This is a genomic window from Comamonas sp. AG1104, assembly GCF_003350425.1.
In the GTDB taxonomy this organism is placed as follows: Bacteria; Pseudomonadota; Gammaproteobacteria; order Burkholderiales; family Burkholderiaceae_C; genus Comamonas; species Comamonas testosteroni.
Map to the genome: position 1 here is coordinate 166,579 of NZ_QQAS01000001.1, position 25,383 is coordinate 191,961.

The 25,383-nt window shown below is 61.3% G+C and carries 22 protein-coding genes; 15 read left to right on the forward strand and 7 right to left on the reverse strand.

Annotated elements, in window-relative coordinates:
- Positions 1-17: 17 nt before the first annotated feature.
- The 5 genes from DFO48_RS00770 to DFO48_RS00790 are packed head-to-tail and all read right to left on the reverse strand — an operon-like array spanning position 18 to position 4,105.
- Positions 18-1,142: an acyl-CoA dehydrogenase family protein gene (locus DFO48_RS00770; protein WP_370449551.1), complete on the reverse strand. Its 1,125-nt coding sequence runs from the start codon at positions 1,140-1,142 to the stop codon at positions 18-20.
- A 38-nt stretch (positions 1,143-1,180) separates the two neighbouring features.
- Positions 1,181-2,011 (reverse strand): SDR family NAD(P)-dependent oxidoreductase, encoded by an 831-nt coding sequence (locus tag DFO48_RS00775; protein ID WP_003080648.1) that lies wholly within the window; start codon positions 2,009-2,011, stop codon positions 1,181-1,183.
- A 30-nt stretch (positions 2,012-2,041) separates the two neighbouring features.
- Positions 2,042-2,455 carry a MaoC family dehydratase gene (locus tag DFO48_RS00780; protein WP_114862250.1) on the reverse strand — a complete coding sequence of 138 codons (414 nt, stop codon included), beginning with the start codon at positions 2,453-2,455 and terminating at the stop codon, positions 2,042-2,044.
- A gap of 14 nt (positions 2,456-2,469) precedes the next feature.
- Positions 2,470-2,910 (reverse strand): MaoC family dehydratase N-terminal domain-containing protein, encoded by a 441-nt coding sequence (locus DFO48_RS00785; protein ID WP_114862251.1) that lies wholly within the window; start codon positions 2,908-2,910, stop codon positions 2,470-2,472.
- 10 nt (positions 2,911-2,920) lie between these two features.
- A complete protein-coding gene (locus DFO48_RS00790; protein ID WP_114862252.1) occupies positions 2,921-4,105 on the reverse strand; it encodes a lipid-transfer protein in 1,185 nt (394 codons plus the stop codon).
- A gap of 125 nt (positions 4,106-4,230) precedes the next feature.
- Here DFO48_RS00790 and DFO48_RS00795 point away from each other — a divergent pair, with 125 nt between their 5' ends.
- From DFO48_RS00795 to DFO48_RS00850, 12 genes are all read left to right on the forward strand, one after another.
- Complete coding sequence (locus DFO48_RS00795) at positions 4,231-5,250, forward strand: AraC family transcriptional regulator (protein ID WP_114862253.1); 1,020 nt, start codon at positions 4,231-4,233, stop codon at positions 5,248-5,250.
- 112 nt (positions 5,251-5,362) lie between these two features.
- Positions 5,363-5,986, forward strand: a complete 624-nt coding sequence (locus tag DFO48_RS00800; protein WP_233506260.1) for a TetR/AcrR family transcriptional regulator — start codon at positions 5,363-5,365, stop codon at positions 5,984-5,986.
- Positions 5,986-6,876 (forward strand): SDR family oxidoreductase, encoded by an 891-nt coding sequence (locus DFO48_RS00805; RefSeq protein ID WP_114862254.1) that lies wholly within the window; start codon positions 5,986-5,988, stop codon positions 6,874-6,876. Before DFO48_RS00800 ends, DFO48_RS00805 begins: the two co-directional genes overlap by 1 nt.
- A complete protein-coding gene (locus DFO48_RS00810; protein WP_114862255.1) occupies positions 6,873-8,516 on the forward strand; it encodes an acyl-CoA carboxylase subunit beta in 1,644 nt (547 codons plus the stop codon). The genes DFO48_RS00805 and DFO48_RS00810 overlap by 4 nt, the downstream gene beginning before the upstream one ends.
- Positions 8,517-8,567: 51 nt before the next feature.
- Complete coding sequence (locus DFO48_RS00815) at positions 8,568-9,746, forward strand: acyl-CoA dehydrogenase family protein (protein ID WP_114862256.1); 1,179 nt, start codon at positions 8,568-8,570, stop codon at positions 9,744-9,746.
- A 10-nt stretch (positions 9,747-9,756) separates the two neighbouring features.
- Entirely contained in the window at positions 9,757-10,590 is an 834-nt protein-coding gene (locus DFO48_RS00820; RefSeq protein WP_114862257.1) for an enoyl-CoA hydratase/isomerase family protein, read from the forward strand.
- A complete protein-coding gene (locus DFO48_RS00825; RefSeq protein ID WP_114862258.1) occupies positions 10,587-12,560 on the forward strand; it encodes a biotin carboxylase N-terminal domain-containing protein in 1,974 nt (657 codons plus the stop codon). The genes DFO48_RS00820 and DFO48_RS00825 overlap by 4 nt, the downstream gene beginning before the upstream one ends.
- Positions 12,557-13,699, forward strand: coding sequence for an acyl-CoA dehydrogenase family protein (locus tag DFO48_RS00830; RefSeq protein WP_114862259.1), 1,143 nt, complete (start codon positions 12,557-12,559; stop codon positions 13,697-13,699). The genes DFO48_RS00825 and DFO48_RS00830 overlap by 4 nt, the downstream gene beginning before the upstream one ends.
- Positions 13,700-13,801: 102 nt before the next feature.
- Complete coding sequence (locus tag DFO48_RS00835; RefSeq protein WP_003080624.1) at positions 13,802-14,668, forward strand: 3-keto-5-aminohexanoate cleavage protein; 867 nt, start codon at positions 13,802-13,804, stop codon at positions 14,666-14,668.
- Between the two features lie 18 nt (positions 14,669-14,686).
- Positions 14,687-16,228: a class I adenylate-forming enzyme family protein gene (locus tag DFO48_RS00840; protein ID WP_114862260.1), complete on the forward strand. Its 1,542-nt coding sequence runs from the start codon at positions 14,687-14,689 to the stop codon at positions 16,226-16,228.
- The gene (locus tag DFO48_RS00845; protein WP_114862671.1) at positions 16,225-17,028 is read left to right on the forward strand and encodes an SDR family oxidoreductase; all 804 of its coding nucleotides are present in this window, start codon (positions 16,225-16,227) and stop codon (positions 17,026-17,028) included. The genes DFO48_RS00840 and DFO48_RS00845 overlap by 4 nt, the downstream gene beginning before the upstream one ends.
- A 63-nt stretch (positions 17,029-17,091) precedes the next feature.
- Positions 17,092-18,681 carry a class I adenylate-forming enzyme family protein gene (locus DFO48_RS00850; RefSeq protein ID WP_114862261.1) on the forward strand — a complete coding sequence of 530 codons (1,590 nt, stop codon included), beginning with the start codon at positions 17,092-17,094 and terminating at the stop codon, positions 18,679-18,681.
- A 48-nt stretch (positions 18,682-18,729) separates the two neighbouring features.
- On the opposite strand, the gene DFO48_RS00855 is transcribed toward DFO48_RS00850, so the two are convergent.
- On the reverse strand, positions 18,730-19,530 hold the full coding sequence (locus DFO48_RS00855; protein ID WP_003080612.1) for an SDR family oxidoreductase: 801 nt from the start codon (positions 19,528-19,530) through the stop codon (positions 18,730-18,732).
- Positions 19,531-19,844: 314 nt separating this feature from the next.
- Between DFO48_RS00855 and DFO48_RS00860 the strand changes: the two genes are divergently transcribed.
- Genes DFO48_RS00860 through DFO48_RS00870 form a run of 3 tightly spaced genes read left to right on the forward strand, consistent with a single transcriptional unit; the run spans position 19,845 to position 23,065 of the window.
- Complete coding sequence (locus DFO48_RS00860; protein WP_003080609.1) at positions 19,845-20,594, forward strand: SDR family NAD(P)-dependent oxidoreductase; 750 nt, start codon at positions 19,845-19,847, stop codon at positions 20,592-20,594.
- 9 nt (positions 20,595-20,603) lie between these two features.
- Positions 20,604-22,067, forward strand: a complete 1,464-nt coding sequence (locus DFO48_RS00865; RefSeq protein ID WP_114862262.1) for an NAD(P)/FAD-dependent oxidoreductase — start codon at positions 20,604-20,606, stop codon at positions 22,065-22,067.
- A 56-nt stretch (positions 22,068-22,123) separates the two neighbouring features.
- The gene (locus DFO48_RS00870; RefSeq protein WP_114862263.1) at positions 22,124-23,065 is read left to right on the forward strand and encodes an alpha/beta hydrolase; all 942 of its coding nucleotides are present in this window, start codon (positions 22,124-22,126) and stop codon (positions 23,063-23,065) included.
- A 257-nt stretch (positions 23,066-23,322) separates the two neighbouring features.
- On the opposite strand, the gene DFO48_RS00875 is transcribed toward DFO48_RS00870, so the two are convergent.
- Positions 23,323-25,329 (reverse strand): U32 family peptidase, encoded by a 2,007-nt coding sequence (locus DFO48_RS00875; RefSeq protein ID WP_114862264.1) that lies wholly within the window; start codon positions 25,327-25,329, stop codon positions 23,323-23,325.
- Positions 25,330-25,383 lie beyond the last annotated feature (54 nt).

Sequence of the window (25,383 nt, forward strand, 5' to 3'; positions counted from 1 at the left end):
AAGCGATCAATGCGAGGCTATTGGGCGAAAAGGCGTCTGGCGATCAGGTCCTTCATGATTTCATTGGTGCCGCCATAAATTTTTTGAATACGGGCATCGGTGTACATGCGGGCAATCGGGTACTCCTGCATATAGCCATAGCCTCCAAACAGCTGCAGGCATTCATCCATCACCTTGCACTGCTGCTCGCTGCACCACCACTTGGCCATATAGGCGGCCTCGTTATCCAGAGTACCGTCGAGCAGGCGCTGTATGCAGTCGTTGACAAAGCTGCGCACCACATGGGCGGTGGTTGCGCATTCGGCCAGCTTGAAGCGGGTGTTCTGAAAGTCGGCAATCGCCTGGCCAAAGGCCTTGCGCTGCAGGGTGTAGTCCACTGTCAGTTCCACGGCGCGTTCAATGGCTGCCGCCGCAGCCACGCCCAGCAGCATGCGCTCATAGGGCAGCTGGCTCATCAGTTGCTTGAAGCCCTGGCCTTCGATGCCACCCAGCAGGTGGCGGGCGGGAATGCGCATGTCTTCAAAGAACAGCTCTGCCGTGTCGGAGGCATGCTGGCCGATTTTTTCCAGCCGGCGGCCCACGCGAAAGCCGGCAAGGTTTTCAGTCTCCAGAACCACCAGTGATACGCCGCCACTGCCCACATCGCCGGTACGTACTGCGACGACCAGCAGGTTGGCGGTGAAGCCGTTGGTGATGAAGGTTTTGGAGCCATTGATGACATAGTCGTCTCCGTCGCGCACGGCGCGGGTGCACATGGCCTTGAGGTCGGAGCCCATGCTGGGCTCGGTCATGGCAATGCCGGTCAGCATCTCGCCGCTGCACAGTTTGGGCAGCCAGCGCTGCTTTTGCTCGGGCGTTCCATAGGCCGAGATGTAGTGTGCAGAAATGGTGTGCACGCCGGTGATGGAGGGGATCTCAGCCTTGGTTAGCTCATCTTGCACGACGAGCTGATAGGCCATGTTGCCGCCGCCACCGCCCCATTGTTCATCCATCTCAGGCAGTAGAAAGCCATGCTCGCCAAAGCCGCGCCAGGTTTCGCGTGGCACATAACCCTGAGCGCGCCAGGCTGGGAGATGGGGTGCGAGCTCACGCTCAACATAGCGACGAACCTGCTCGCGAAAAGTCTCTATGTCGCTATCCATCCACGGGTGTTGAAGGACTCTGGGCAAGATGTTCACGCTCACACTCCTGTCAGGCCGCCGGTACACATCAAGGTCTGGCCGCTGATGTAGTCCGACTCAGGCTGGCAAAACAGATAAACGGCTCCTGCCGCTTCTTCGGGGGTGCCGCCACGGCCCAAAGGAATGGTCTGCTCCATGGCTGCCATCAGGCCGGGGTTCACGCCGACCTTGATTTCTCGCCCTTCAATATTGGCAGTTTCACCTGCTGCAGCTGAGTTGGTGAGGCGGGTCTTGATAAGGCCAAAAGCCACGCAGTTCACGTTGACGTTCAGGCGACCCCATTCCTTGGCCAGTGTCATGGTCAGGCCTGTAATGCCGGCCTTTGCGGCGGAGTAGTTGCTCTGCCCCGCATTGCCAAACAGGCCAGCAACGGAGGAGATGTTGACTACTTTGCGCATCACGCGCTGGCCTGCATCCATCTCAGACTTGGACAGCGCTTTGATAACGGGCTGGGCCGCTCGCAGTATGCGAAACGGCGCAGTCATATGGCAGTCCAGCATGGCATACCACTGCTCGTCCGTCATTTTCTGAATCACGTTGTCCCAGGTGTAGCCCGCGTTGTTGATGATGATGTCCAGCCCTTTGAACTCCTGCACAGCGGTGCCCACAAAGCGTTCGGCAAAGTCGGTGTGGGTGACATTGCCGGCGCAGGCCACGGCATCGCCGCCCATCTCGCGGATCAGGGCAATGGTTTCTTCGGCGGGTTCGGAATCCAGGTCGTTGATGACCAGTCTGGCGCCTTCACTGGCCAGTTTGAGTGCGATGTTGCGGCCAATGCCGCGGCCTGAGCCTGAAACCAGGGCCACCTTGCCGTCGAGTTTTCTTGTCATTGCTGTCTCCTTGGGTGCGTCAATACGTTCTCAGGGCAATCTGATCCAGGCATCGCCCGCGATCTTGGTCTGGCCATGCTGGTTGCTGCTTTGCACCTCGATGCGGACGCTGCGATCTGCATCGCGTTTTTCCACAACGCGGCCCGTGCACGAGATCGCATTGGCCAGATGGGTAATGCCCTGAAAGCGCACGTCGAAGCGGCGCAGCTGTGACTGAGGTACCCATTGAGTGATGAGGCGGCCCAGCCATGCCATGCTCAGCATTCCCTGCGCAAAGACATCGGGCATACCGGCCTTGCGGGCAAAGTCGGTATCGATATGAATGGGGTTGTGATCGCCAGAGGCGCCTGCAAACAAGGCCAGAGTTGTGCGGCTGATGGGCGGAAGATTCAATGCGGGCAGGGTGTCTCCCACCTGAATCTCATCAAAACGAGGAGTCTTCATCTTGTCTGATTTCCTCAGTTGCGCACCACGATGACTGTGCGCATTTCCGCCACAAGCTGGTCGTGCTGGTTGGTGGCGCGTGATGACTTCACGATGAACTCCAATGCACCATTTTTCTTGTCATAGATGTCATCCACCCTGGAGCGCACGGTGATGGTGTCTCCCGCACAGGCGCTCTGGTGGTAGCAAAAGCTTTGCTCGCCATGCAAAATTTTGGCAATCGGTACCTCCAGCTTTTGCAGCAGCTGGTCGCTGGCGCCGCTGTCCAGTTCTGCGGCGAACAGAAAAGTGGGCGGTGCAGGCAGGTCGGCATAGCCCGCATTGCGCGCGACAGTCACATCGGTATAGAGGGGGCTGGTCTCGCCAATGGCTTTGGCAAAAAAACGCAGGCGGCTGCGGTCAATACTCAGCTCGGACGCGGGCAGTTCAAACCCTATCCATTTTTTGTCAATCATGCGAAGCCTTTCAGACGCGTTCGTACAAAGTCACCACGCACGCACCGCCCAGTCCGAGGTTGTGCTGCAGCGCCAGGCGGGCATTGGCAACCTGCCGCTGGTCGGCGCGGCCACGCAGTTGCTGAACCAGTTCTGTGCACTGCGCAAGTCCCGTGGCACCTAATGGATGGCCTTTAGATAGCAGACCGCCCGATGGATTGGTCACGAACTTGCCGCCGTAGGTGTTGTCGCCGTCGCAGACAAACTTTTCCGCGCCGCCCACGGGGCACAGGCCCAGGGCTTCGTAGGTCAGCAGTTCGTTCTGCGCAAAGCAGTCATGCAGCTCCACCACGTCCACGTCCTGGGGACTGATGCCCGCCTGCTCATAGACCTGGCGCGCAGCGTCCTGTGCCATGCTGAAGCCCACTACTTCGCGCATATCGTGAGCCTCGAAGGTCCTGGGGCTGTCCGTGGTCATGGACTGGGCGCGGATGCGCACGCTGTGATCCAGGCCATGCTTGAGCGCATAGGCTTCGGACACCAGCAGGGCGGCGGCCGCGCCACAGGTGGGTGGGCAGGCCATGAGCCGGGTCATCACGCAGGGCCACATCACGGGGGAGGCCATGACCTCTTCCTCCGTAACCTCGGTGCGGAACAGGGCCAGGGGATTGTGCGCCGCATGGCGGCTGGCTTTGGCGCGGATCTTGGCGAAGGTGGAAAGCTGCGTGCCGTACTGTTCCATATGCGCCTTGCCTGCTCCGCCGAAGTAGCGAAGGGCCAGTGGCACGCCGTTGTCGCCGACCAGGGCATCGGTTTCCGCTTCGAATCGGTCAAAGGGGCTGGGCCGGTCACTGAAGACCGAGCCCAGTGCACCGGGGGTCATCTGTTCGAACCCCAGGGCCAGCACGCAGTCTGCAGCGCCGCTGGCCACGGCCTGGCGTGCCAGGAACAGTGCGGTAGAGCCGGTAGAGCAGTTGTTGTTGACGTTGACGATGGGAATGCCGGACATGCCCACCTCATACAGCGCTCTCTGGCCGGAGGTGGAGTCACCGTAGACATAGCCCACATAGGCTTGCTGCACTGCGTCATACGCGAGGCCCGCATCTGCCAGCGCCAGGGACGTGGCGCTGGAGCCCATCTGGAAGTAGGGATCACTCTTTCCGGGCTTGGCAAATGGAATCATGCCTACGCCGGCAACAAACACATCGCGACTCATGGGGGCTCCTTGGGAAAGTGGCAAACAGGTGTCGAGCAATGAGAGCCATCGTAGGATTTACCGATGCGCAAACCCATTGCCGAGCGCATCTTTCGTATGTCATAAGACCTCAAGGTGATCTTTTCATGGCTGCTGCTTCTATCGTTCCTTTTACGATCTCCATGGCATTGGTGCGGGGTATTGCTGCCGGGGTGAGAAGACGAGGGCATGACTGCGAGGAGCTGCTGCTGCGTGCAGGCATAGCCCCTTTGCTGTTGGTACAGGAAGGCGCCAGAGTCACGGCAGACCAGTATGTGGCGCTGATGTGGCGAGTGGTGGAGATGCTGGGAGACGAGGCCATGTGCCAGTTCTCCAGACCGCTCAAGCGCGGCAGTCTGGAGCTGATTGCGCGTCAGGCCCTTTCAGGGCACGGAATGGAGACCGCGCTGCAGCGCATGTGCCAGGCCCATGTGCTGCTGCAGGACCAGGTGGATGTGCAACTGGTGCGTGATGGAGCGCTGGCTGGCATTGTGCTGCGCCCGGTGGGGGATGAGCCGCTGCCCAATTTCCTCTATGAGTTTTCCCTGCGTGTGCTGTGGCGGCTTACTGCCTGGCTGATGGGCGGTACGCTCAAGGTGCAGTACTTTGACTTTGCCTTCGGGCAGCCCGATTACGCCAACGACTACGGCGACACCTTTCCTGCGCCTCTGCATTTCGGCCTGCCGTTTTCGGCATTCTGGTTTGATGCGCGCAAGCTCGCCCGTGTCTGCAGCCGCGACGAGCAGGCTTTGCAGACCTTTGTGGCCAGCTGGCCGGCGGCGGCCATCATGCCGCCGCGTACCGGAGAAGGTGTGGATGCCCGGGTGCATGCCCATTTGCTGCAGTCGCGTCCGCAGTGGGCAGGACTGGAAGCTACGGCCGCCGAGCTGAACATGTCCGCCCCCACGCTGCAGCGCAAGCTGGCTGCTGCAGGCACGTCCTTTCAGGCCATCAAAGATGAGCTTCGCCGAGACATCGCGGTCTCTCGGCTGGGGACCAGCAAAGTCAGCTTTACAGAGCTGGCGGCAGATCTGGGGTTCGCCGACGCGGCGGCGTTTCAACGTGCATTCAAGGGCTGGACGGGCAGCTCTCCTGGCCTTTACCGCGCCAGGCCGCTCGAGAGCTGATTGCTTGAAAACCCTTGAGTGAAAGCCCTAGTTATTTTTACAGAGCAAATGATTGGTAAAAATAAAAAAGGCCGATATGCTGCATCTCATGCAAATAAGTCATGAAGCAGTCATGGAAAAAAAGCGCGGTCGAGGCAGGCCTCCGAAATCGGCCGATGAGCGCAATGAAAGCATGCGTCGTGGCGAACTGGTGAAGGTCGCGGCGCAGCTGTTCAGGCAGCGCGGATTTCATGGCACCAGCACACGCGATATCGCTGCAGCTGCAGGTATGCAGCCAGGTTCCCTGTTCTATTTTTTCGAGAGCAAGGAGGCCATCCTGCATGCGGTCATGCGCGATGGAATGGCACAGGCTGCCGCCAGCCAGGCCGCTGCACTGGATGGGCTGACGGCGCGTGCCAGCGGTGTGCAGCGCCTGCGGTCCCTGGTGCGCAATCACCTGCAGATCATGGTCGGCCCGGAGAGTGACTTCATTCCCGTCATGCTGTACGAATGGAGACTGCTCAGTGATGAGCAGCGCGTGGATGTGGGAGCGCAAAAAGACGAATACGAGGCGCAGTGGATGCCCGCACTGCAGGCCCTTCACCACACGGGAAAGCTCAAGGCAAGTCCCGAGATTGCACGCCTGTTGATCTTCGGTGCGCTGAACTGGACGGCTCAATGGTTTACCGAGGGCCGTGGGCTGACGCTGGATGAGCTTACCGAGCAAGCCCTGGCCTTATTCATTGGAGAGCGTTGATGTACCAATCCGTATTCCGTGCCGCACTGTTTGCGGGGCAGGTGGTTGTGGTGACCGGTAGCGGCTCGGGAATCGGTCGCTGTGTTGCGCACGAGCTCGCATCCCTGGGGGCCACAGTCGCCCTGGTGGGACGCAATCAGGACAAGCTGGCTGCGGTTCAAGCCGAGCTGCAGCAGGTCGGAGTACCTGAGGATAGAGTCAGCTGGCACAGAGCGGATATACGGGATGAGGCTGCCGTCAAAGCGCTGGTGGCCGAGGTTCTGGCCCGCCACGGGCGCATCGACGCCCTGGTCAATAACGCGGGTGGGCAGTACATCGCGCCCCTGGCCAGCATCGGAGCCAAGGGCTGGCAGGCCGTGCTGGACACCAATCTCACAGGCGGCTTTCTGATGGCGCGCGAATGCTTTGTGCAACACATGGCAAAGCATGGTGGCTCCATCGTCAACATGGTGGCCGACATGTGGGGCTCGATGCCGGGCATGGGGCACAGCGGTGCGGCGCGAGCGGGCATGGTCAGCCTTACTGAGACGGCGGCTGCGGAATGGGCATCCCATGGCGTGCGTGTGAATGCCATCGCACCCGGCTACATCGCCTCCAGCGGCATGGATCAATACCCACCCGAAGCGGCTGCCATGTTGCGAAAGATGCCCGCTACCGTGCCGGCTGGGCGCTTTGGCAACGAGGCCGAGGTTTCCGCCTCCATCGTGTTTTTGCTCAGTCCCGCAGCCAGTTTCATCAGCGGCACGGTTTTGCGCGTCGACGGTGCCCGTCCCCAGGTGCGCATGGGCATGGGCACGGTGGCTGCCAGCGCCGAGGTGCAGCAGCGCGGCGCAGTGCGTGCCTTTGACGGCTTTTCTCTCTACCAGACTCCCAAGGTGTTTCAGTCATGAGCGTCTTTGCATCGCAATGGAATGCAGCCGGCGAACAGGCGCAGCAGCGCCGGGCTGCCACGCTGGCGCGCATCGCCGCGCTGCGAGAGCTGGAGCAGCGGGCGGCCCAGGCGTCGCAGCGGGCCAAGCCGCAGTTTGAAAAGCGCGGCCAGTTGCTGCCGCGAGAGAGAGTTGCCTTGCTGCTGGATGCAGGAACGCCATGGTTGCCGCTGTGCACGCTGGCGGGTTTCATGCTGGACCAGGAAGACCCCGCCAAGTCGGTTCCCGGAGGCGGAATGCTGGCGGGCATCGGCTTTGTTAGCGGCGTGCGCTGCATGGTGGTAGCCAGCGACTCTGGCATCGAGGCGGGAGCCATCCAGGAAAAAGGCCTGGACAAGATGCTGCGCGTGCAGGAGATCGCGCTGCAGAACCAGCTGCCCTTCATTCATCTGGTGGAGAGTGCAGGCGCCAATCTCATGCGCTACCGCGTCGAGGGCTTTGTGATGGGCGGAGCCTTGTTTCGCAACCTGGCGCGGTTGTCGGCGGCAGGTTTGCCTGTCATCACCGTGCAGCATGGCTCGGGCACGGCCGGCGGTGCCTATATGCCCGGATTGTCGGACGTGGTCATCATGGTGCGCGGTCGCTCGCGCGCCTTTCTGGCCGGGCCGCCCCTGCTCAAGGCGGCGACCGGCGAGATCGCGACCGAGGAAGAGCTGGGAGGTGCCGAAATGCACACCAGTGTCTCGGGGCTGGGCGAGTATCTGGCGGAGGACGATCGCCATGCCCTGGGAATGGCGCGCGCTGTGGTGTCTCAGCTGTCGCAGTGGAAAAGGCCTGAAGCGCTTGATATATCCAAACAGGAGGCTATTGGTTCAGGAATCGTCGAGCCGCGTTACGAGGCCGATGAGCTCTTGGGGCTGATGCCGGCGCACCATCGCGAGCCAGTGGATATGCACGAAGTCATGGCGCGGCTGGTCGATGGTTCAGAGCTGCTGCTGTTCAAGTCCGGCTACGGTGCGGCCACGCTGTGTGCGCAGGCGCATATCGGGGGCCATGCCGTGGGCCTGATCTCCAACAACGGTCCCATCGATGTGGCTGGTGCCAACAAGGCTGCGCATTTCATCCAATGGATGTGCCAGCTCGGTCATCCCATCATCTATCTGCAGAACACCACGGGCTATATGGTGGGCAAGGACAGCGAGCAGGCCGGCATGATCAAGCACGGCAGCAAGATGATTCAGGCCGTGACCAATGCCAGCGTGCCGCAGATCACCATCCAGTGCGGGGCCAGCTTCGGTGCGGGCAACTACGGAATGTGCGGCCGCGGCTATGCACCGCGCTTTCTGTTCAGCTGGCCCGGCGCCAAGACGGCGGTGATGGGCGGCGAGCAGGCGGCCAGCACCATGCGTCAGGTCACCGAGGCTGCCATGGCACGCAAGGGCTTGCCCGTCGATGCCGAGCAGATGCAAAAGCAGTACGACCAGATCGTGGCCATGTTCGAGGCCCAGGCCGATGCGCTGGTGACCAGTGGGCTGCTGCTGGATGACGGCGTGATCGATCCGCGCGACACCCGCGAAGTGCTCTCGTTTTGCCTGCAGACCTTGCACGAAGCGCAGCAGCGCACCTTGCGTCCCATGCAGTTCGGGGTCGCGCGCATGTAGTGCGGCACCTCTTCCCTTTTTCTTCCAAACAGGACTCGACGGAGACAAGCCATGCAATGGACCCATGAACATCTGGAAGTGCGCAAGACCCTCAAGCGCTATATAGACGAGAAGATCAATCCCTATGTCGACGCATGGGAGGAAGAGGAAATCTTTCCCGCACACCAGGTCTTCAAGGGTCTGGGCGATCTGGGCTTGCTGGGCCTGACCAAGCCCGAAGCCTATGGCGGCTCGGGTCTGGACTATTCCTATAGCCTGATGATGGCCGAGACACTGGGCCATATCCGCTGCGGCGGCGTGCCCATGGCCATTGGTGTGCAGACCGATATGTGCACGCCCGCACTGGCACGCTTTGGCAGCGATGCCTTGCGCGAGCAGTTCCTGGCTCCCGCCATTGCGGGCGATATGGTGGGCTGCATAGGCGTGAGCGAGCCCGGTGCGGGCAGCGATGTATCGGGCATCAAAAGCCATGCCCGCAAGGATGGCGATGACTACGTCATCAGCGGCCAGAAGATGTGGATCACCAACAGCATTCAGGCGGACTGGATGTGCATGCTGGTCAACACCGGCGATGGACCGGTGCACAAGAATAAAAGTCTCATCATGGTGCCGCTGCGTGACGGCCCGCGCGGCAAGCTGACCAAGGGCGTGGAAGTGGCGCAGAAGCTGCGCAAGATCGGCATGAACTCCTCGGACACGGGCCTGCTGTTTTTTGACGAGGTGCGCGTGCCGCAGCGCTATCTGGTGGGGCAGGAGGGGCAGGGCTTCATCTATCAGATGCAGCAGTTTCAGGAGGAGCGGCTCTGGGCATCGGCCAGTGGCCTGCTCGCCATGGAGGATTGCATTCAGCAGACCATCGAGTGGGCGCAGCAGCGCCAGATGTTCGGCAGCACCCTGATTGATCAGCAATGGGTGCAGTTCAAGCTGGCCGAGTTGCAGACCGAAGTCGAGGCCCTGCGGGCACTGACCTATCGTGCTGCCCAGATGTATATGGCGGGCCACGATGCGCTGCAGCTGGCCAGCATGGCCAAGCTCAAGTCGGGGCGGCTGACGCGCGAAGTGGCCGACACCTGTCTGCAGTTCTGGGGTGGTATGGGCTTCACCTGGGACAACCGCGTCTCGCGCCTTTACCGCGACGGGCGCCTGGGCTCGATAGGCGGCGGTGCTGACGAGGTCATGCTGGGCATCATCGGCAAGACCATGGGGCTGATCAAGCGCCAGGCGCACTGAGGAGCGGCGCATGACTCAGGTGCTTGAAATCGAACGCCTGCCCTTGGGCAACGGCTTTGTGGAATGGTGGCGGCTGAACTCGCCGCAAACCCGCAATGCGCTGACCGATGAGATGGTGCAGGCCTTGCGCGATCAGGCCACAAGAGCGCAGAAGGATTCACAGCTGCGCGTGGTCGTGCTGTGCGGCAACGGCGGGCATTTCTGTGCGGGCGGCAGCCTGGGAGGCTTTGCCAGCAGCATAGGCTCGCCGCTGCCTGAGGGGGCGCAGGACCCGCTGGTTCAGGTCAACCGCGAGTTTGGTCAGCTGCTGCAGCAACTGGTAGAGCTGCCCCAGTTGCTGATCGCTGCCGTGCAGGGCGCAGCCATGGGCGGCGGTGTGGGGCTGGTCTGCGTGGCCGACTGGGTGGTGGCGGATCAGCAGGCCGTCTTTGCCACACCCGAGGTGACGCTGGGCATTGTGCCCGCGCAGATCGCGCCTTTTGTGTTGCGCAGGCTGGGCGATGGCTTGGCTCGCCAATGGCTGCTGGGCGGTCAGCGCTGGTCCGCAAACCAGGCGCAGCAGGCAGGCCTGGTGCAGACCGTGATCCAGGCCACAGACACTGCCCACTGGCACAGTCAGCTGCAGCAGCAGCTCGAGATCTGCGCGCAGGCAGCACCGCAGGCGGTGGCTCTCACCAAAAAGCTGCTGGCAGCCATTGGCGGGCAAAGTCTGGATGCATCGCTGAACCAGGGTGCGCAGGCCTTTGCCAGTGCGCTGCGCAGCGCTGAAGCGGGGGCCGGGCTCAAGGCCTTTTCCAGCAAGCAGCCCGCTCCCTGGACCTGCAATGCAGGAGGCACATCATGAAGCGCATTCTGATTGCCAATCGTGGCGAGATTGCGCTGCGCATCATGGCCACGGCCAGGCGCATGGGCATAGAGACCGTGGCGGTGTACTCGGATGCGGATGCGCAAAGCCTACATGTGCAACAGTCCACGCAGGCCTATGCACTGGGCGGGCTGACATCGGCACAGAGCTATCTGGACGTGAACAAGCTGCTGGCGGCCGCCAAGGCGACAGGGGCTGATGCCATTCATCCCGGTTACGGCTTTCTCAGTGAGGATGCGGGCTTTGCCCAGGCTGTGCAGGACGCGGGCCTGATCTGGATTGGCCCACCGCCGGCCGCGATCCGCCAGCTCGGCAGCAAGGCGGCCGCCAAGCAACTGGCCAAGACCCATGGCGTCCCCTGTCTGCCGGGCTATGAGGGCAATGACCAGAGCGATGCGCGCTTTGCCGACGAAGCAGCCATGATTGGCTACCCTGTCATGGTCAAGGCGGTGGCCGGTGGCGGCGGGCGCGGCATGCGGCTGGTGGAAAGTGCCCAGCAGCTGCATGCCGCTCTGAACAGTGCACGTTCGGAAGCGCTGGCTGGCTTCGGCAATGGTGACTTGCTGGTGGAGCGTGCCGTCATGCACCCGCGTCATGTGGAAGTGCAGGTGTTTGCCGACGGGCATGGCCATGTGATTCATCTGGGGGAGCGCGACTGCTCGGTTCAGCGTCGCCACCAGAAGATCATCGAGGAAGCCCCCAGTCCGGCCGTCAACGCCGAGCTGCGCGAGCACATGGGCAGCTGCGCCGTGGCCCTGGCCAAGGCGGCAGGCTATGTGGGGGCGGGTACGGTGGAGTTTCTGGTCGAAGGCCGACAGTTCTATCTGATGGAGATGAATACCAGACTGCAGGTCGAGCATCCTGTGACCGAGGCCTTGACGGGCCTGGATCTGGTCGAGTGGCAGATTCGCGTGGCGCGTGGCGAGGCCTTGCCGTTGACGCAGCAGCAGGTTCGGCTCGACGGCCATGCCATCGAGGTGCGGTTGTGCGCCGAAGACGAGAACTTTCAGCCCCATACCGGCGTGGTACGGCATTTCTCAGCCCCCGAGGCCGCCGTCTTCAACCGCGCGCCGCTGCGCTTTGACCACGCATTGCATACCGGCAGCGAAGTCACACCCTATTACGACGCCATGCTGGGCAAGCTGATCGTCCATGCGCCAACGCGAGAACAAGCCATTGACAGGCTGATTCATGCACTGGGCCGGCTCACGGTACTGGGCTTGCCGACCAATCGAGCTTTTCTGATTGAATGCCTGAACGACGAGGTGTTCAGGCGGGGCCAGGCCCTGATCTCCTATCTGACGGGGGATGCGTCACGCTTGCAGCAACTGCTGCGAGAAAAGGAAGCTCTTGCGCACCAGCATTGGGGAGCGCTGTGCGCCGTGGGCCAAAGGCCGGGGCCGCTGGCTTGCAGCTATGCCCAGTTGCGCAAGCTTCAGCACCGGGGCCGGGCACAGGAGCTGGCGCTGCGGCCCGAGACTGAACAAAGCTGGCTGCTGCACCGGCACGGCGCAGAGCCTGCGCTGCTGCAGGTCGACGAGTTGCTGGCCTATGGCTGGCGAGCGAGATCGGCGGGCCTGACCCAAACCGTGCATGCAGTGCAACTGCCCGCAGGGCAGGGCGGGACGCGCTGGCATCTGCAGGCTGGCGGTGTGGACTGGTGGGTCGAAGATGTCAGCTATGCCCCGCCCGAGAATGTGGCTGCAGCGGGCCAGACTGCAGAGCTGCGCGCACCGTTCAACGGCCGTGTGGTGCAACTGGGCGTGGAGACCGGGCAGGCGCTCAAGGCTGGCGATGTGGTCGTGGTCGTCGAATCCATGAAGCTGGAGCACAGCCTGAGCGTGAAGGCCGACTGCCGGGTGGAGGCCGTGCTGGTCAATGGCGGCCAGCAGGTTGCGCCGGGCCAGGTGCTGCTGAAACTGGCGCCCAGGTCTGGAGACACTGCATGACTGATGCCACTGAACGCGACATGCTCTATGACATGGTGCGCCGCTTTGCGCGTGAGCATATCGCTCCTCATGTCACGGCCTGGGACGAGGCGGGAGAGTTCCCGCGCCAGCTCTATCGCCAGGCCGCCGAGCTGGGGCTGCTCGGCATTGGCTACCCCCAGGAGCTCGGTGGTACTGTGGCCACGCACGGTCTGCGCGCCGTTTTGTGGCTGGCGCTGTGCCGCTACGGGGGCAGCGGCGGAGTGCTGGCCAGCCTGTTGTCGCACAACATCGGCCTGCCGCCTGTGGTGGCTCTGGGCAGCGATGCGCTCAAGAAGCAGGTGGTGCCCGATGTGCTGGCAGGCCGCAAGATAGCGGCCCTGGCGATTACCGAGCCTGGCGGTGGATCGGACGTGGCGGCACTGCGCACTAGGGCCAGGCGCGATGGCAACGAGTATGTGATCGAGGGCGAGAAGACCTTCATCACCTCGGGCATGCGTGCGGACTGGATCACGGTGGCGGTGCGCACGGGCGAGCAACGAGGTGCATCCGGTATCTCTCTGATCCTGGTGCCCGGCGAGAGTGCGGGACTGCGCCGCAGCCAGCTGCACAAGATGGGCTGGCAATGCTCGGATACCGCCCATCTGTTTTTTGATGGCGTGCGCGTGCCTGCCAGTCATCTGCTCGGGGCTGAGGGCGAGGGCTTTCGCGCCATCATGCAGAACTTCAACGGCGAGCGCCTGGGCATTGCCTGCGCTGCGCTGGGCTTTGCCCAGGCCTGTTATGACGAGGCGCTGGCCTGGGCGCAGCAGCGCCAGACCTTTGGCGTGACGCTCAATCAGCATCAGGTCATACGCCACAAGTTGGTGGACATGCAGCAGCGCCTGCGCAGCACCGAAGCCTGGCTCAACGCCGTCTGTGCACGTGCCGATGGCGGCGATAGCGGTGCGGACTGGGTGGGCGAGGTCTGCGTGCTCAAGAACCATGCCACCCAGACCATGCAGTTCTGCGCCGATACGGCGGTGCAGATCCTGGGCGGCATGGGCTTTATGCGCGGCACGCTGAGCGAGCGCATTTACCGCGAAGTCAAGGTGCTGACGATTGGCGGCGGCACCGAGGAAATCATGAAAGAGCTGGCCGCGCGCCAGTGGCGTATCTAGCGCGGCTGTCGCAGCAGCCTCAGCTGTTGCCGGGAGGTTTGAGCGAAATCAGCCTGAAACGCTTATGTGTAAAGCGTTGTCAGCTTCTATTCAAGGAGCAATATGTCCGATAAAGCCATTATTACCTGTTCCATTACCGGGGTGCTGACCGACCCGAATCAGCATCATGTGCCCGTGACGCCAGAGCAACTGGCGCAGGAAGCACGCCGAGCCTATGACGCGGGCGCATCGGTGGTGCATGTCCACTTCAGGCGCCAGGAGGAGGGCAAGGGCCATCTGCCCAGCTGGGATCCGGCAGTGGCCAGGGCCTGCGTGGATGCCATGCGTGCAGCCTGCCCGGAGCTCATCATCAATCAGACCACCGGGGTGGTTGGCCCCGATTACCAGGGACCGCTGGACTGCCTGCGTGCCACGCGACCCGAGATGGCGGCTTGCAATGCAGGCTCGCTCAACTATCTCAAAACCCGCAGCAACGGAAGCTGGGCCTGGCCGCCCATGCTGTTCGACAATCAGCCCGCCAAGGTGCAGGACTTTCTCGATGTGATGGCCGAGACCCAGACGCTGCCCGAGTTCGAGTGCTTTGATGTGGGCATTGTGCGCTGCGTGGGCATGTATGTGGAGACCGGCATGTACCGGGGCCTGCCCGAATACAACTTCGTGATGGGGGTGGAGTCAGGTATGCCGGCAGACCCGGATCTGCTGCCAATCCTGCTCAGGCTCAAGATCAAGGATGCGCCCTGGCAGACCACGCTGATCGGGCGCAGCGAGATCTGGCCCACCCATCTGCGCACGGCCGAGCTCGGCGGGCATCTGCGCAGCGGACTGGAAGACACTTTCTATCTGCCGGACGGTAGCAAGGTCACATCCAACGCTCCGCTGATCGAGCAGTTGGCGCGCTATGCGCGTGATGTGGGCCGTGAAGTCGCCACTCCCAGTGAGGCCAGGCAGATGCTGCACCTGGCGGCCTGAATCGAGGAGAGGTGGCAGATGAACACTTGTACTCCTCCTCGGACCGTGGCGCAGGCACTGGCGCAGACCGTGGCCGCTCATCCCCACAGGGATGCCTACATTGATCAGGGGCGCAGCTACAGCTGGCAACAGGTGGATGTCATGGCCAGCTCCTGGGCTGCCCATCTGTCCTCGCTGGGCCTGCGGCCCGGTGAACGCATCGGCATCATCCTGCCCAACGGTCTGCCCTGGGTGCTGAGCTATCTGGCAGCGGCGAAGACGGGGCTGGTCGTGGTGGGCCTCAGCGTCCGATACCGGGACGCCGAGCTGGACTTCATGCTGCAGGACAGCCAGGTCAAGGCCGTGCTTGCGCCGCGCGAGTTTGCCGGTTTCGACTACCAGAACTATCTGGCGCAGGCCCGTCGGCGTTTTGCGGCGCTGGAGCACCTGTTGTGGGTGGATGAAGGATTCGAGCAACCGCTGCAGTCCGGCGCGAAAGTCTTGCATGAAGGCACCGGTCCTGAACCGGATGACCTGCTGATGATCATCTACACCTCCGGCACCACAGGCAGGCCCAAGGCGGCGGGGCTGACGCATCGCTCCCAGTTGGGCTCAGCGCTGGCGCAGCACGCGCATGTGAGGGCTGTGGTGGACGATATGGTGCAACTGGCCATGCCGCTCAACCATGTGGGTGGCATTACCTGCGGCGTGCTGACCATGCTGCTGGCGGGCGGCACCTGCGAGCTGGTGCCCATGTTCAGCCCCGAGGCCGTCTGGAAGATGGCGCACCGGCATCCGCCGACCTGGCTGGTGGGCGTGCCCACCATGCTGACACTGCTGCTCATGCATCCGCTTCTGGCCGAGGTTGATATGAGCCGGCTGCGCCTGATCGTGGTGGGTGGATCCAATGTGGAGCCAGTGTTGCTGCAGCGGCTGCAGCAGCAGTTTCCGGGCGTGAGCATCATGAATCTCTACGGTCTGTCCGAGACTTCGGGGGCCATCGTGATGACGCCCTGGCAGGCGGATCAGCAGGCCCTGTTGCACAGCATAGGCACGCCGCTGCAAGGGGCGCAGCTGCGCGTGGCGGGGGCTGATGGAGAGGAGCTGCGGAGTGGCGAGGTGGGAGAGCTGTGGTTTCGCGGTGCGGGGGTGATTCCGGCCTATGTGGGGCAGCAGCAGGACCAAGAGGTGTTTGCCGGCGGCTGGCTGCATTCTGGGGATCTGGGGCTTGTCGATGAGCGGGGCCTGGTCTACCTCAAGGGGCGGCAAAAAGACATGTTCATACAGGGCGGTTTCAACGTCTATCCCAGCGAGGTGGAGAGCGTGATTGCCGGTCATGCAGGCGTGCTGATGGTCGCCGGCATCGGCGTGCCGGACCCCGTGCTGGGCGAGGTGGGGCGCTACTACATCGTGATCAGACCTGGTGCCAGCGTGAGTGGGGAGGAGCTGCTCGCGCATTGCCGCCAGCAGCTCGCTGACTACAAGCTGCCGCGCCAGCTGGTGTTTCGCGCCGAGTTGCCGCTGACCCCGGCAGGAAAGATCCAGAAAGCCTTGTTGCGAGCAGAGGAGTGCTGTTCATGAATGTGCAATTTGATTTTTCGGGCCGCCATGTGATGGTGTTTGGCGGCACCACAGGCATCAACCTGGGCATTGCCCAGCACTACGCGATGGCAGGAGCCAGGGTCTCGGTCGCCAGCCGCAAGCAGGCCAATGTGGATGCGGCCCTGGCGACGCTGGGGGCACAAGCCTTTGGCGTGGTGGCCGATGTGCGCGATGAGCAAGCGGTGGGCGCGGCGCTGGCGCAGGCCGTAGCCTGCCATGGGCCGCTCGACGTGCTGGTGTCTGGTGCGGCAGGCAACTTCCTGGCACCTGCAGAGCAGATGTCGTCCAACGCCTTCAAGGTGGTGGTGGACATCGATCTGCTGGGCAGCTTTCATGTCGCGCGTCAGGCTCTGGCGCATCTGCGGCAGCCGGGCGCCAGCCTGATCTTCATCACTGCGCCGCAGTCCACCGTGCCGATGATGTACCAGGCCCATGTCTGTGCCGCCAAGGCTGGAGTGGACCATCTGGCGCGGGTGCTGGCGTTGGAGTGGGGTGCCAGGGGCATTCGTGTGAACGCCATTTCCCCCGGCCCCATCGAGGGCACGGAGGGCATGCGCCGTCTGGCCCCGCAGGGCGCAGAAGGAGACGCTCTGGTGCGCAGCATGGTGCCGCTGGGGCGCATGGGCACAACCGCAGATATTGCCCGGCTGGCCATGTTTCTGGGCAGCGATGCGGCCAGCTACATCTCCGGCACGGTCATTGCCTGTGACGGCGGGGCGCAGGGCCAACTCTCGCCCATGGTTGCCGCCGCGGCGATGGCCATGCCGCAGCAGGATTAGAGACACAACAAGAAAAAGCGTGGGTTATGGGTTCCGGGTTGCACACTATCAAGGAGACAAACCATGATCGAGATGAGTCTGACGAAGGAGGCACGGCGCATCCGGCGCATTGCGCTGGGTGATCTGCTCTACCGCACGGCGCGCAAGTTCGGCAGCCGCACGGCGCTGGTCGATGGTGCTGAGCGCATCAGCTATGCCGAGCTGGATGCACGAAGCTCGCGCTTCGCGCATTATTTGCTGTCGACGCTGGGGACTGGCAAGCAGATCGGCATGTTGTGCGCCAATTCCATAGACATGGTGGTGGCCTGCAATGCCATTCACAAAGCGGGTCAGGTGTGGGTGCCCGTCAATATCAAGCTGGAGGCATCGAGCATCGACTACATCCTGCGGCATGCTGAGGTGTCGGCAGTGGTGCTCGATCAGGAGTTGCTGGCCCTGCCCGGACTGGCCGAAATTCTGCAGCAATTGCAAGTGCCGCTCATCATCACGCGCCTGCAAATGCCGCAGGTGCAGCAAGGACTGCCGGGCATATCGTTGACACAGGCCGAAGCAGGCCAGTCCGATACTTTGCCGGAGGTTGACATTGACGATAACCAGGCGGCCTTGCTCATGTACACCAGCGGCACCACGGGCAATCCCAAAGGCGTCGTGCATTCCCATCTATCGGTATATGCGGCGGTCAAGGGCAATATCGACGAAATGAAATATGGCGAGGCCGATGTGCTCAGCGGCTGGTTGCCCCTGTTTCATTGCGCACAGCATGCGCTGGTGCAGACTGCGCTGGCGGCAGGCGCCTGCACCGTGCTCACACGACAGTTTGTGCCGGCGGAGGTGGGGCAGCTGGTAATGAAGGAAGGCGTGACGATCTTTGTCGGGCTGCCCCTGATGTATGCAGCGATGCTGGCCGATCCGGGTTTTGCACCCACCACGATCCGGCAATGTATCTATGCCATGGCACCCATTCCCAAGCCCTTGATCGCCCAGATTGCGCAGCGCATGTGCCGCAATATCTCTCTGGCCACGGGGCAGACCGAGATATATCCGGCCACCATGACTTTCTACCCCTTGCTCAACGCCGAATGCGATGCCAATTTCTGGGGGCGCTCTCTGACCACTTGCGAGACTGCCGTAATGGATGATGATGGCAATCTGTTGGGAGCCTGCCAGATCGGCGAGATCGTGCATCGCGGCCCCAACGCCATGCTGGGTTATTTCAAGGACCCCAAGGCAACGGCCGAGGCACAGAAGTTTGGCTGGCACCATACCGGCGATCTGGGCATGTGGGACGAGCAGGGCCGCATGGAGTTCATAGATCGCAAAAAGGACATGATCAAGACCGGCGGCGAGAACGTTGCCAGCGTGAAGGTTGAGGCCGTGGTGCTGGCCCATCCCGATATCGCGGCCGCTGCCGTCTTCGGCTTGCCGCACCCGCATTGGAGCGAGGCGGTCTGCGCATTTGTGATGCGCAAGCCCGGAACCTCGGTCGATGCTGACTCGGTGCTTGCTCACTGTCGTCAGCATCTGGGGGGCTTCGAAGTGCCAAAGCTTGTGCACTTTGTCGATGCCTTCCCTTCCACGGCAACAGGCAAGGTACAGAAGAACGTGATGCGCAGGCAGTTCGAGCAGATTGCCAGGGATCTATGGGGGGAGTGATGCTCGCCGTGGATTGAAAAAGGCCGGCGATAGCTGGCCTTTTTGTCATCATTCCACGGTTTCCGGTACCCAGGCAAAGACGGGGGGAGTGCGTTCGGCAATGACCTTGTTGCGAGCCTCCAGCAAGGGGTAGAGCATTTCCGGCTGGGGAACAATCCAGTATTCGCCGCGTTCGATCGCCGCAAAAACCAGGCTGGCAAACTCGTCGCTGTCCAGACCGTTTGCATCAAGCAGATGTCTCATCATGCCGTGAAACTGGGCCGACGCGGCGGATGGTGCTTCTCGGAAGATAGCAGTCTTGACCGGACCGGGAGCCAACAGCGAGACCTTGATATGCGGGGTCAGAGCGGCCAGCTCGCTGGCCAGACTTTCGGTCAACGCCACCACGGCAAATTTGGTGGCCGAGTAGGGGGCCATCAGCGGGCTCGGCAGAAAGCCGCCTACCGATGCTGTGTTGATGATACGGGCAGGTCGGTTGGCCCTGAGCAGGCGCGGCACAAAAGCGCGCAGGCCGTTGACGATGCCGTTGACATTGACCTGCCAGGCTTGCTGCCATTGGGCATCGCTGATCTCCCAGCTATTGCCGGTGCTGAGAACGCCTGCGTTGTTGAAAAGCAGATCGACCTGACCGAAAGCTGCATAGGCCTTGTCGGCCAGCGCATCCAGCGACGCCTGGCTGGTGACATCGGTGGCCACGGCCAATGCCTGATCTCCCAGCTCCAGCGCGACTTTTTCAAGGCCCGTCTGGTCGCGGTCTGCAACCACGACCTTCATTCCAAGAGAGACTGCCTTTTTGGCAAGGCCTGCACCAATTCCACTGGCGGCGCCGGTGATGACTGCAACTTTCATGATTTCCTCTTTGGCTAAATACGAATGAATTAAAGCATTCCCGGCTTATCTATATTTCTCACGAAATCCCGCTTGACAGTTATTGAAGGTGTTTACAGTCTTCGTTGATTGATTTAATAAATGCAAATAATTGCTTGACATATAAAAAACCAGGGCACAGTACGTCCGAATGGATTAATGGTTTCCACTAGGGACTGTAAACACAAACTTATTTTGTAAAGAGGAAAACTCAGAGTGATTTGAATTTGAAAAGAACAAAGAATATCAATCCTCATCGCCAATTGGTGGCGGTCAGTCAGGATTGAGGTTTGAAAATGAATCCATGCATCAGTGGTTTGGAAGGAAAAGTGGTTCTGGTCACAGGTGGTGCCTCGGGCATTGGCTTGGCCAGTGCCCAGGCCCTGGCCTCCAGCGGAGCCAAGGTGGTGTGCGCCGATCTGCAGCAAAGCCAGGACTTGCCGCAGGGGTGCGAATTTCGCAAGCTCGACGTGAGCAGCGAGAAGCTGACCAATGAGTTGGTTGCTTACATGCTGGAGCGCTATGGGCAGATTGATGGACTGGTGACTTCGGCTGGCATTTCCCGCGTGGGTGATCTGCAGAGCATGCCCTTGCAGGAGTGGGAGCAGGTACTGCAGGTCAATTTGACAGGGACCATGCTCAGTGCACGTGCCGTGGCCAGCCACATGAAGCAGCGCGCTCAGGGCTCCATCGTCACCATCGCCAGTATCAACGGCATGCTGGGTAACCCGACCAATCTGGCCTATTGCACCTCCAAGGGGGCAGTGATCCAGATGGTGCGCAGTCTGGCTGCAGATCTCGGTGCTTACGGCGTGCGGGTCAACAGCATCAGCCCCGGCTATATCCATACGCCCATGACCACCATGCTTGATGAACTGCCTGTAGGCCAGGCTTTCGAGGCCATGCATCTGCTCAAGCGGGCGGGCAAGCCTCAAGAGGTGGGTAATGCCGTGGCATTTTTGCTTTCCGATATTTCTTCATTTATTACCGGGGTCAATCTTCCAGTGGATGGTGGATTCTCTGCAGCCAAAGTAATTAATATTTAAGGAATTCCAATGAAATATGATGTCATAGTTATTGGTTGCGGAATGTCCGGCATTCTGGCTGGTATTCACCTGAAAAATAGCGGGAAGAAATTCATTATTCTGGAGAAGGCCGAGACATTAGGAGGAACCTGGCGGGATAATACTTATCCTGGCCTGACTTGCGATGTGCCGTCGCACGCCTATACCTACTCTTTCGAGCCCAACCCCGAATGGTCTCGGGTACTGCCGCCCGGAGCCGAGATTCAGCAGTATTTCGAAGGTGTATTCCAGAAATACGGTATTGGCGATTTTTCGCAGTTCGGCACCGAAATCACGCGTGCCCAATGGACGGGCGATGCCTGGACGCTGCAGGATCAGCATGGCAAGCAATACCAAGGCAAGGTGGTGGTTGCTGCCACAGGTGTACTGCACCACCCCAACTATCCGCAGATCAAGGGCCTGGAGGAGTTCAACGGGAACACGATTCACAGTGCGCGCTGGGATCATTCGGTACCGCTGGACGGTAAAAGGATCGCCGTCATCGGCACCGGATCAACGGGCGTGCAAATTGTCTCGGCACTGGCTTCGCGTGCCGGGGTGCGGCACTTTCAGCGCACGGCCCAATGGATTTTCCCGGTCGAGAATCCGGCTTTCAGCGAAGAGCAGCGTGCCGAATTCCGCAGCAACCGCGATCTGCTGGTTTATCTGCAGCGCGAACCTACTTATGTGGCCAATGTTGAACGCTTTACCGAGGGTGTGCTGGATCCGAATTCGGAACAGATTCAGGAAATTCAGAGAATCTGCCAGGACAATCTGGATGGGTCTGTTGCAGACGCAAGCCTGCGTGAAAAACTGCAGCCTCATTACCGGGCCGGTTGCAAACGCCTGATTTACTCGCCCGACTACTACGAGGCGATCCAGCACCCCAACTCCGAGCTGATCACCGAAGCTATTGCCAAGGTCGAGAAAAAGGGAGTGCGTACCAGCGACGGCGTACTGCATGAGGTGGACGTCATCGTCCTGGCCACGGGATTCAAGACCGACCGCTATGTGCGCCCCATGAATGTGACGGGCCTGAACGGAGCCACGCTGGAGCAGGCCTGGTGCGATGTGCCAACTGCATACAAGGCCATTTCGGTGCCGGACTTTCCCAACTTTTACTTCATGAACGGGCCGACCTCTCCCGTGGGCAACTTCTCGTTGATCGATATCTCGGAAATGCAGTGGGGCTATATCTCACAGCTGATAGAGCGTGGTCAGCAAGCCGGTGTAGCAGGGCTTTCGGCCAGGCCCGAAGCCCTGGCTCAGTACGACCAGGAGCGCTTGCAGGCCGCCAAAGGCTCGGTCTTCGGCTCGGGCTGCAACAGCTGGTACCTGGACAGAAACGGTGTGCCCAACACCTGGCCTTGGTCGCAGTCGCGCTTCAGACAGGAGATGAGTGCGCCGGTGTGGCAGGACTATATCCACCACCAGACCGAAGAGCTTGTGGCCTGAGTGCCGCCTTGCGCCCGTCCTGGTCGGGCGCGCTCCATCAACTTCAAGGAGTCCCAATGCAGATACACCCCGAAATGGCTGCCGTGCTGGAGCAGTTCAAGGATGCTCCGCCCATGGATTTTGTGGCCACTCCGGTCCCCGAAATCCGCAAGCTCATGGACCACATGGCCTTCCCGCCTGCCGACCTGCCCATGCATGAGGTGCGTGAGATCGACATCCCCGGGGGTGACGGCCAGCCGCTCAAGCTGCGTCTGTACCGTCCCAGCACCGCGCAGGCAGCGCCGGTCATGGTCTATTTTCACGGTGGTGGCTGGTGCATAGGCACGCTGGAAACGCATGACAACCTGTGCCGCCACCTGGCGCGCCTGACTGGCATGAATCTTGTGTCGGTCGATTACCGTCTGGCTCCCGAGCATGTCTTTCCCGCCGCGCTGGACGACGCCTATGCCGCCACTCGCTGGGTGGCGCAGCATGCGGCCGAGCTGCATTGCGATGCGCATCAACTGATGGTGGCGGGGGACAGCGCGGGGGGCAATCTGGCCATTGCCACCTGCCTGCGGGCAAAAGAAGACGGCTGGAAAGGCATAGCCCAGCAACTGCTGCTCTATCCGGTCTGCGATGCGCATATGGATGCGCCATCGTATGCGCTTTATGGGCAGATGCCGTTTCTCACCACCGAAGCCATGGCCGCGATGTGGCGTCACTATCACCCTGCCATGCCTGCACACCCGCTGGCTTCCATCATGCAGTACCCCGATCTCGCTGGTTTGCCAGCAGCGGTGCTGGTGACTGCGGAACTGGACATATTGCGCGACGAAGGAGAGGCCTTTGGCCTGCGCCTGCATCAGGCCGGAGTGCCGGTGGCCTGCCTGCGGGCTCAAGGCATGTTGCATGGGTTTGCAAATTTCAGCACCCTGGTTCCGGCGGTGGCAAGCTTGCTCGAAGAGGCTTGTGCAGAGCTCCACCAGGTCAAGTCCTTGGGGCTTGCTCAGCCTTGAATTTTGCAACTGTTCATGCATACAGTTGTGTGTGATGAAAGCCTCAGTTTTATCCCCGCATCATGTGGACGCTCTTGTGGAAAACTATGCTTTCAATCCTTGAAACCCGCGCCAGATGGCGCTTTGCACGGATTGCCTAAAAAATAGACGATTTGAGCAAAGAGACTGAACAGAGGGTTTTTACCAGTGGTTCTGAGGTTGTAAAAAAGCCCGCCAACCGTTGCCGGTAGCGGGCTTTTTTGTGGGCTCAAACGTGCTCAGGAAAGTTGCTGAGGCGTGGGGCGTGTGCGGTAGAACTGCATGGGAGACTCTTTCATTTCCTTGGCATGCTGGTTGAGCACTGACTTCTTCATCTTGCCCACCACATGCATTTCGCAGGGCTTGCAGTCAAAGCGCAGTGTGAGCTTTTCCTTGCCGTTGATCAGCTGCAGCGGCTCTGCCTTGATGGTGCCCTTGACGCCGATCACGCCTTTGGCCTGCTTGGGGCACAGGCTCATCGAGAAGCGCACGCAGTGCTTGGTGATCATCAGCGAGACTTCGCCTTCCTCTTCCTTGCTCTCGTAGGCGGCGTCGATGATCTTCACGCCATGCTTCACATAGAAGTCATGGGCCTTCTGGTTGTAGACATTGGCCAGATAGGTCAGCGTGTCTTCAGGAAAAGGCACGGGTGGCTCCACGGGCTTGGCGCGGGGCAGGCGCACAAAGCCGTCGGCGCGGGCCTGCTCCAATGCGGCCACGGCATCGCGGCGTAGCTGGTTGAGCACCGATGCCGGGACAAACCAGGGCTGGCTCAGGCTCAGTGAGATATCGTTCACCTCGAAAACCGTGGCGCCAAAACGCCCCAGCTGCTCGCGCAGCGAGGCCTGGGCCTTTGCGGTATCGGTAGCGCTCTGGTGCTCCTGGTCAATGGCGGCCGCGCCGACAAAGCCGTCCTCATCGGTCAGCGTCAGCGCGAAGCCTGAAGCGGTCTCCTTAAACTCGGCCCACAGACCGATGCGGCGCTCGCTGGACTTTTTCTCAAGCGTACGCACCCAGTCCATATCGCGGTTGCGGTTGATTTCCAGGCCCTTGCGCAGGTCCTTGAATTCGGCAATCTCGTTCTTGGGGAAGACACGCCAGATGCCTTTTTTGGCACTCACGCATTCGGCACGGTTGATGTGCACGCCCACCAGTTCCTTTTGCAGATCGTAGTAGCACAGACCGTCGCCGTTGTGCAGCTCGGTGGCCTTGTCGCTGGTCTCGATCTCGAACCATTTGTCGCCGACCTGGGTCACCCAGCCGATGGCACGACCCGGTGTCTTGGGCGTGTCGAAGGCGCCGATGTCATCCTTGCGTCCGTTGACGAAGTAGTCGGTGAACTCGCGGTTGAAGTTCTGGTCCGGATCGGGTTCGAACGAGAAAGTGGTGCGGCCTGACGACGAGCGCGCCAGCGGCTGATCGGAGAACTCGCGCTCCTCGATGATTTCGTCTAGCAGCTTGCGGTAATGGGCCGTGATGTTCTTCACATAGCCCATGTCCTTGTAGCGGCCCTCGATCTTGAAGCTGCGCACGCCGGCATCGATCAGCGCACGCAGATTGTCGCTCTGGTTGTTGTCCTTCATGGACAGCACGTGCTTTTCATGCGCGATGATGCGGCCGCTGGCATCCGTCACCTCATAGGGCAGGCGGCAGGCCTGGTTGCAGTCGCCGCGGTTGGCGCTGCGACCCGTGTGGGCATGGCTGATGAAGCACTGGCCCGAGTAGGCCACGCACAGTGCGCCATGCACAAAGTATTCGATGGTGGTGCGGCTCGGGTCTGTCGCGGCGCGCACGGCGGCAATCTGCTTCAGATCCAGCTCGCGCGCCAGCACGATCTGCGACAGACCGGCGTCCTGCAGAAAGCGGCCCTTCTCGGGCGTGCGGATGTCGGTCTGGGTGGACGCGTGCAGCTGGATGGGTGGCAGGTCCAGCTCCAGCAGACCCATGTCCTGGATGATCAGTGCATCGGCTCCGGCGTTGTAGATCTGCCAGGCCATATCGCGCGCGCCCTGTAGTTCATCGTCGCGCAAGATGGTGTTGAGAGTGATGAAGATGCGGCTGCCGAAGCGGTGGGCATGCTTGATGAGCCGCTCCAGGTCGCGGATGTCATTGCCTGCCGTCGCGCGCGCACCAAAGGCCGGTCCGCCGATATAGACGGCGTCCGCGCCGTGATTGACGGCTTCGATGCCGATATCGGCGTCGCGCGCCGGGGACAGGAGTTCGAGCTGGTGGGGCAGGAGAGACATAGGGGCAGGATTATCTCAGCAAGCCCTGGTTTCGGCACAGTGGCGGGTAATCGC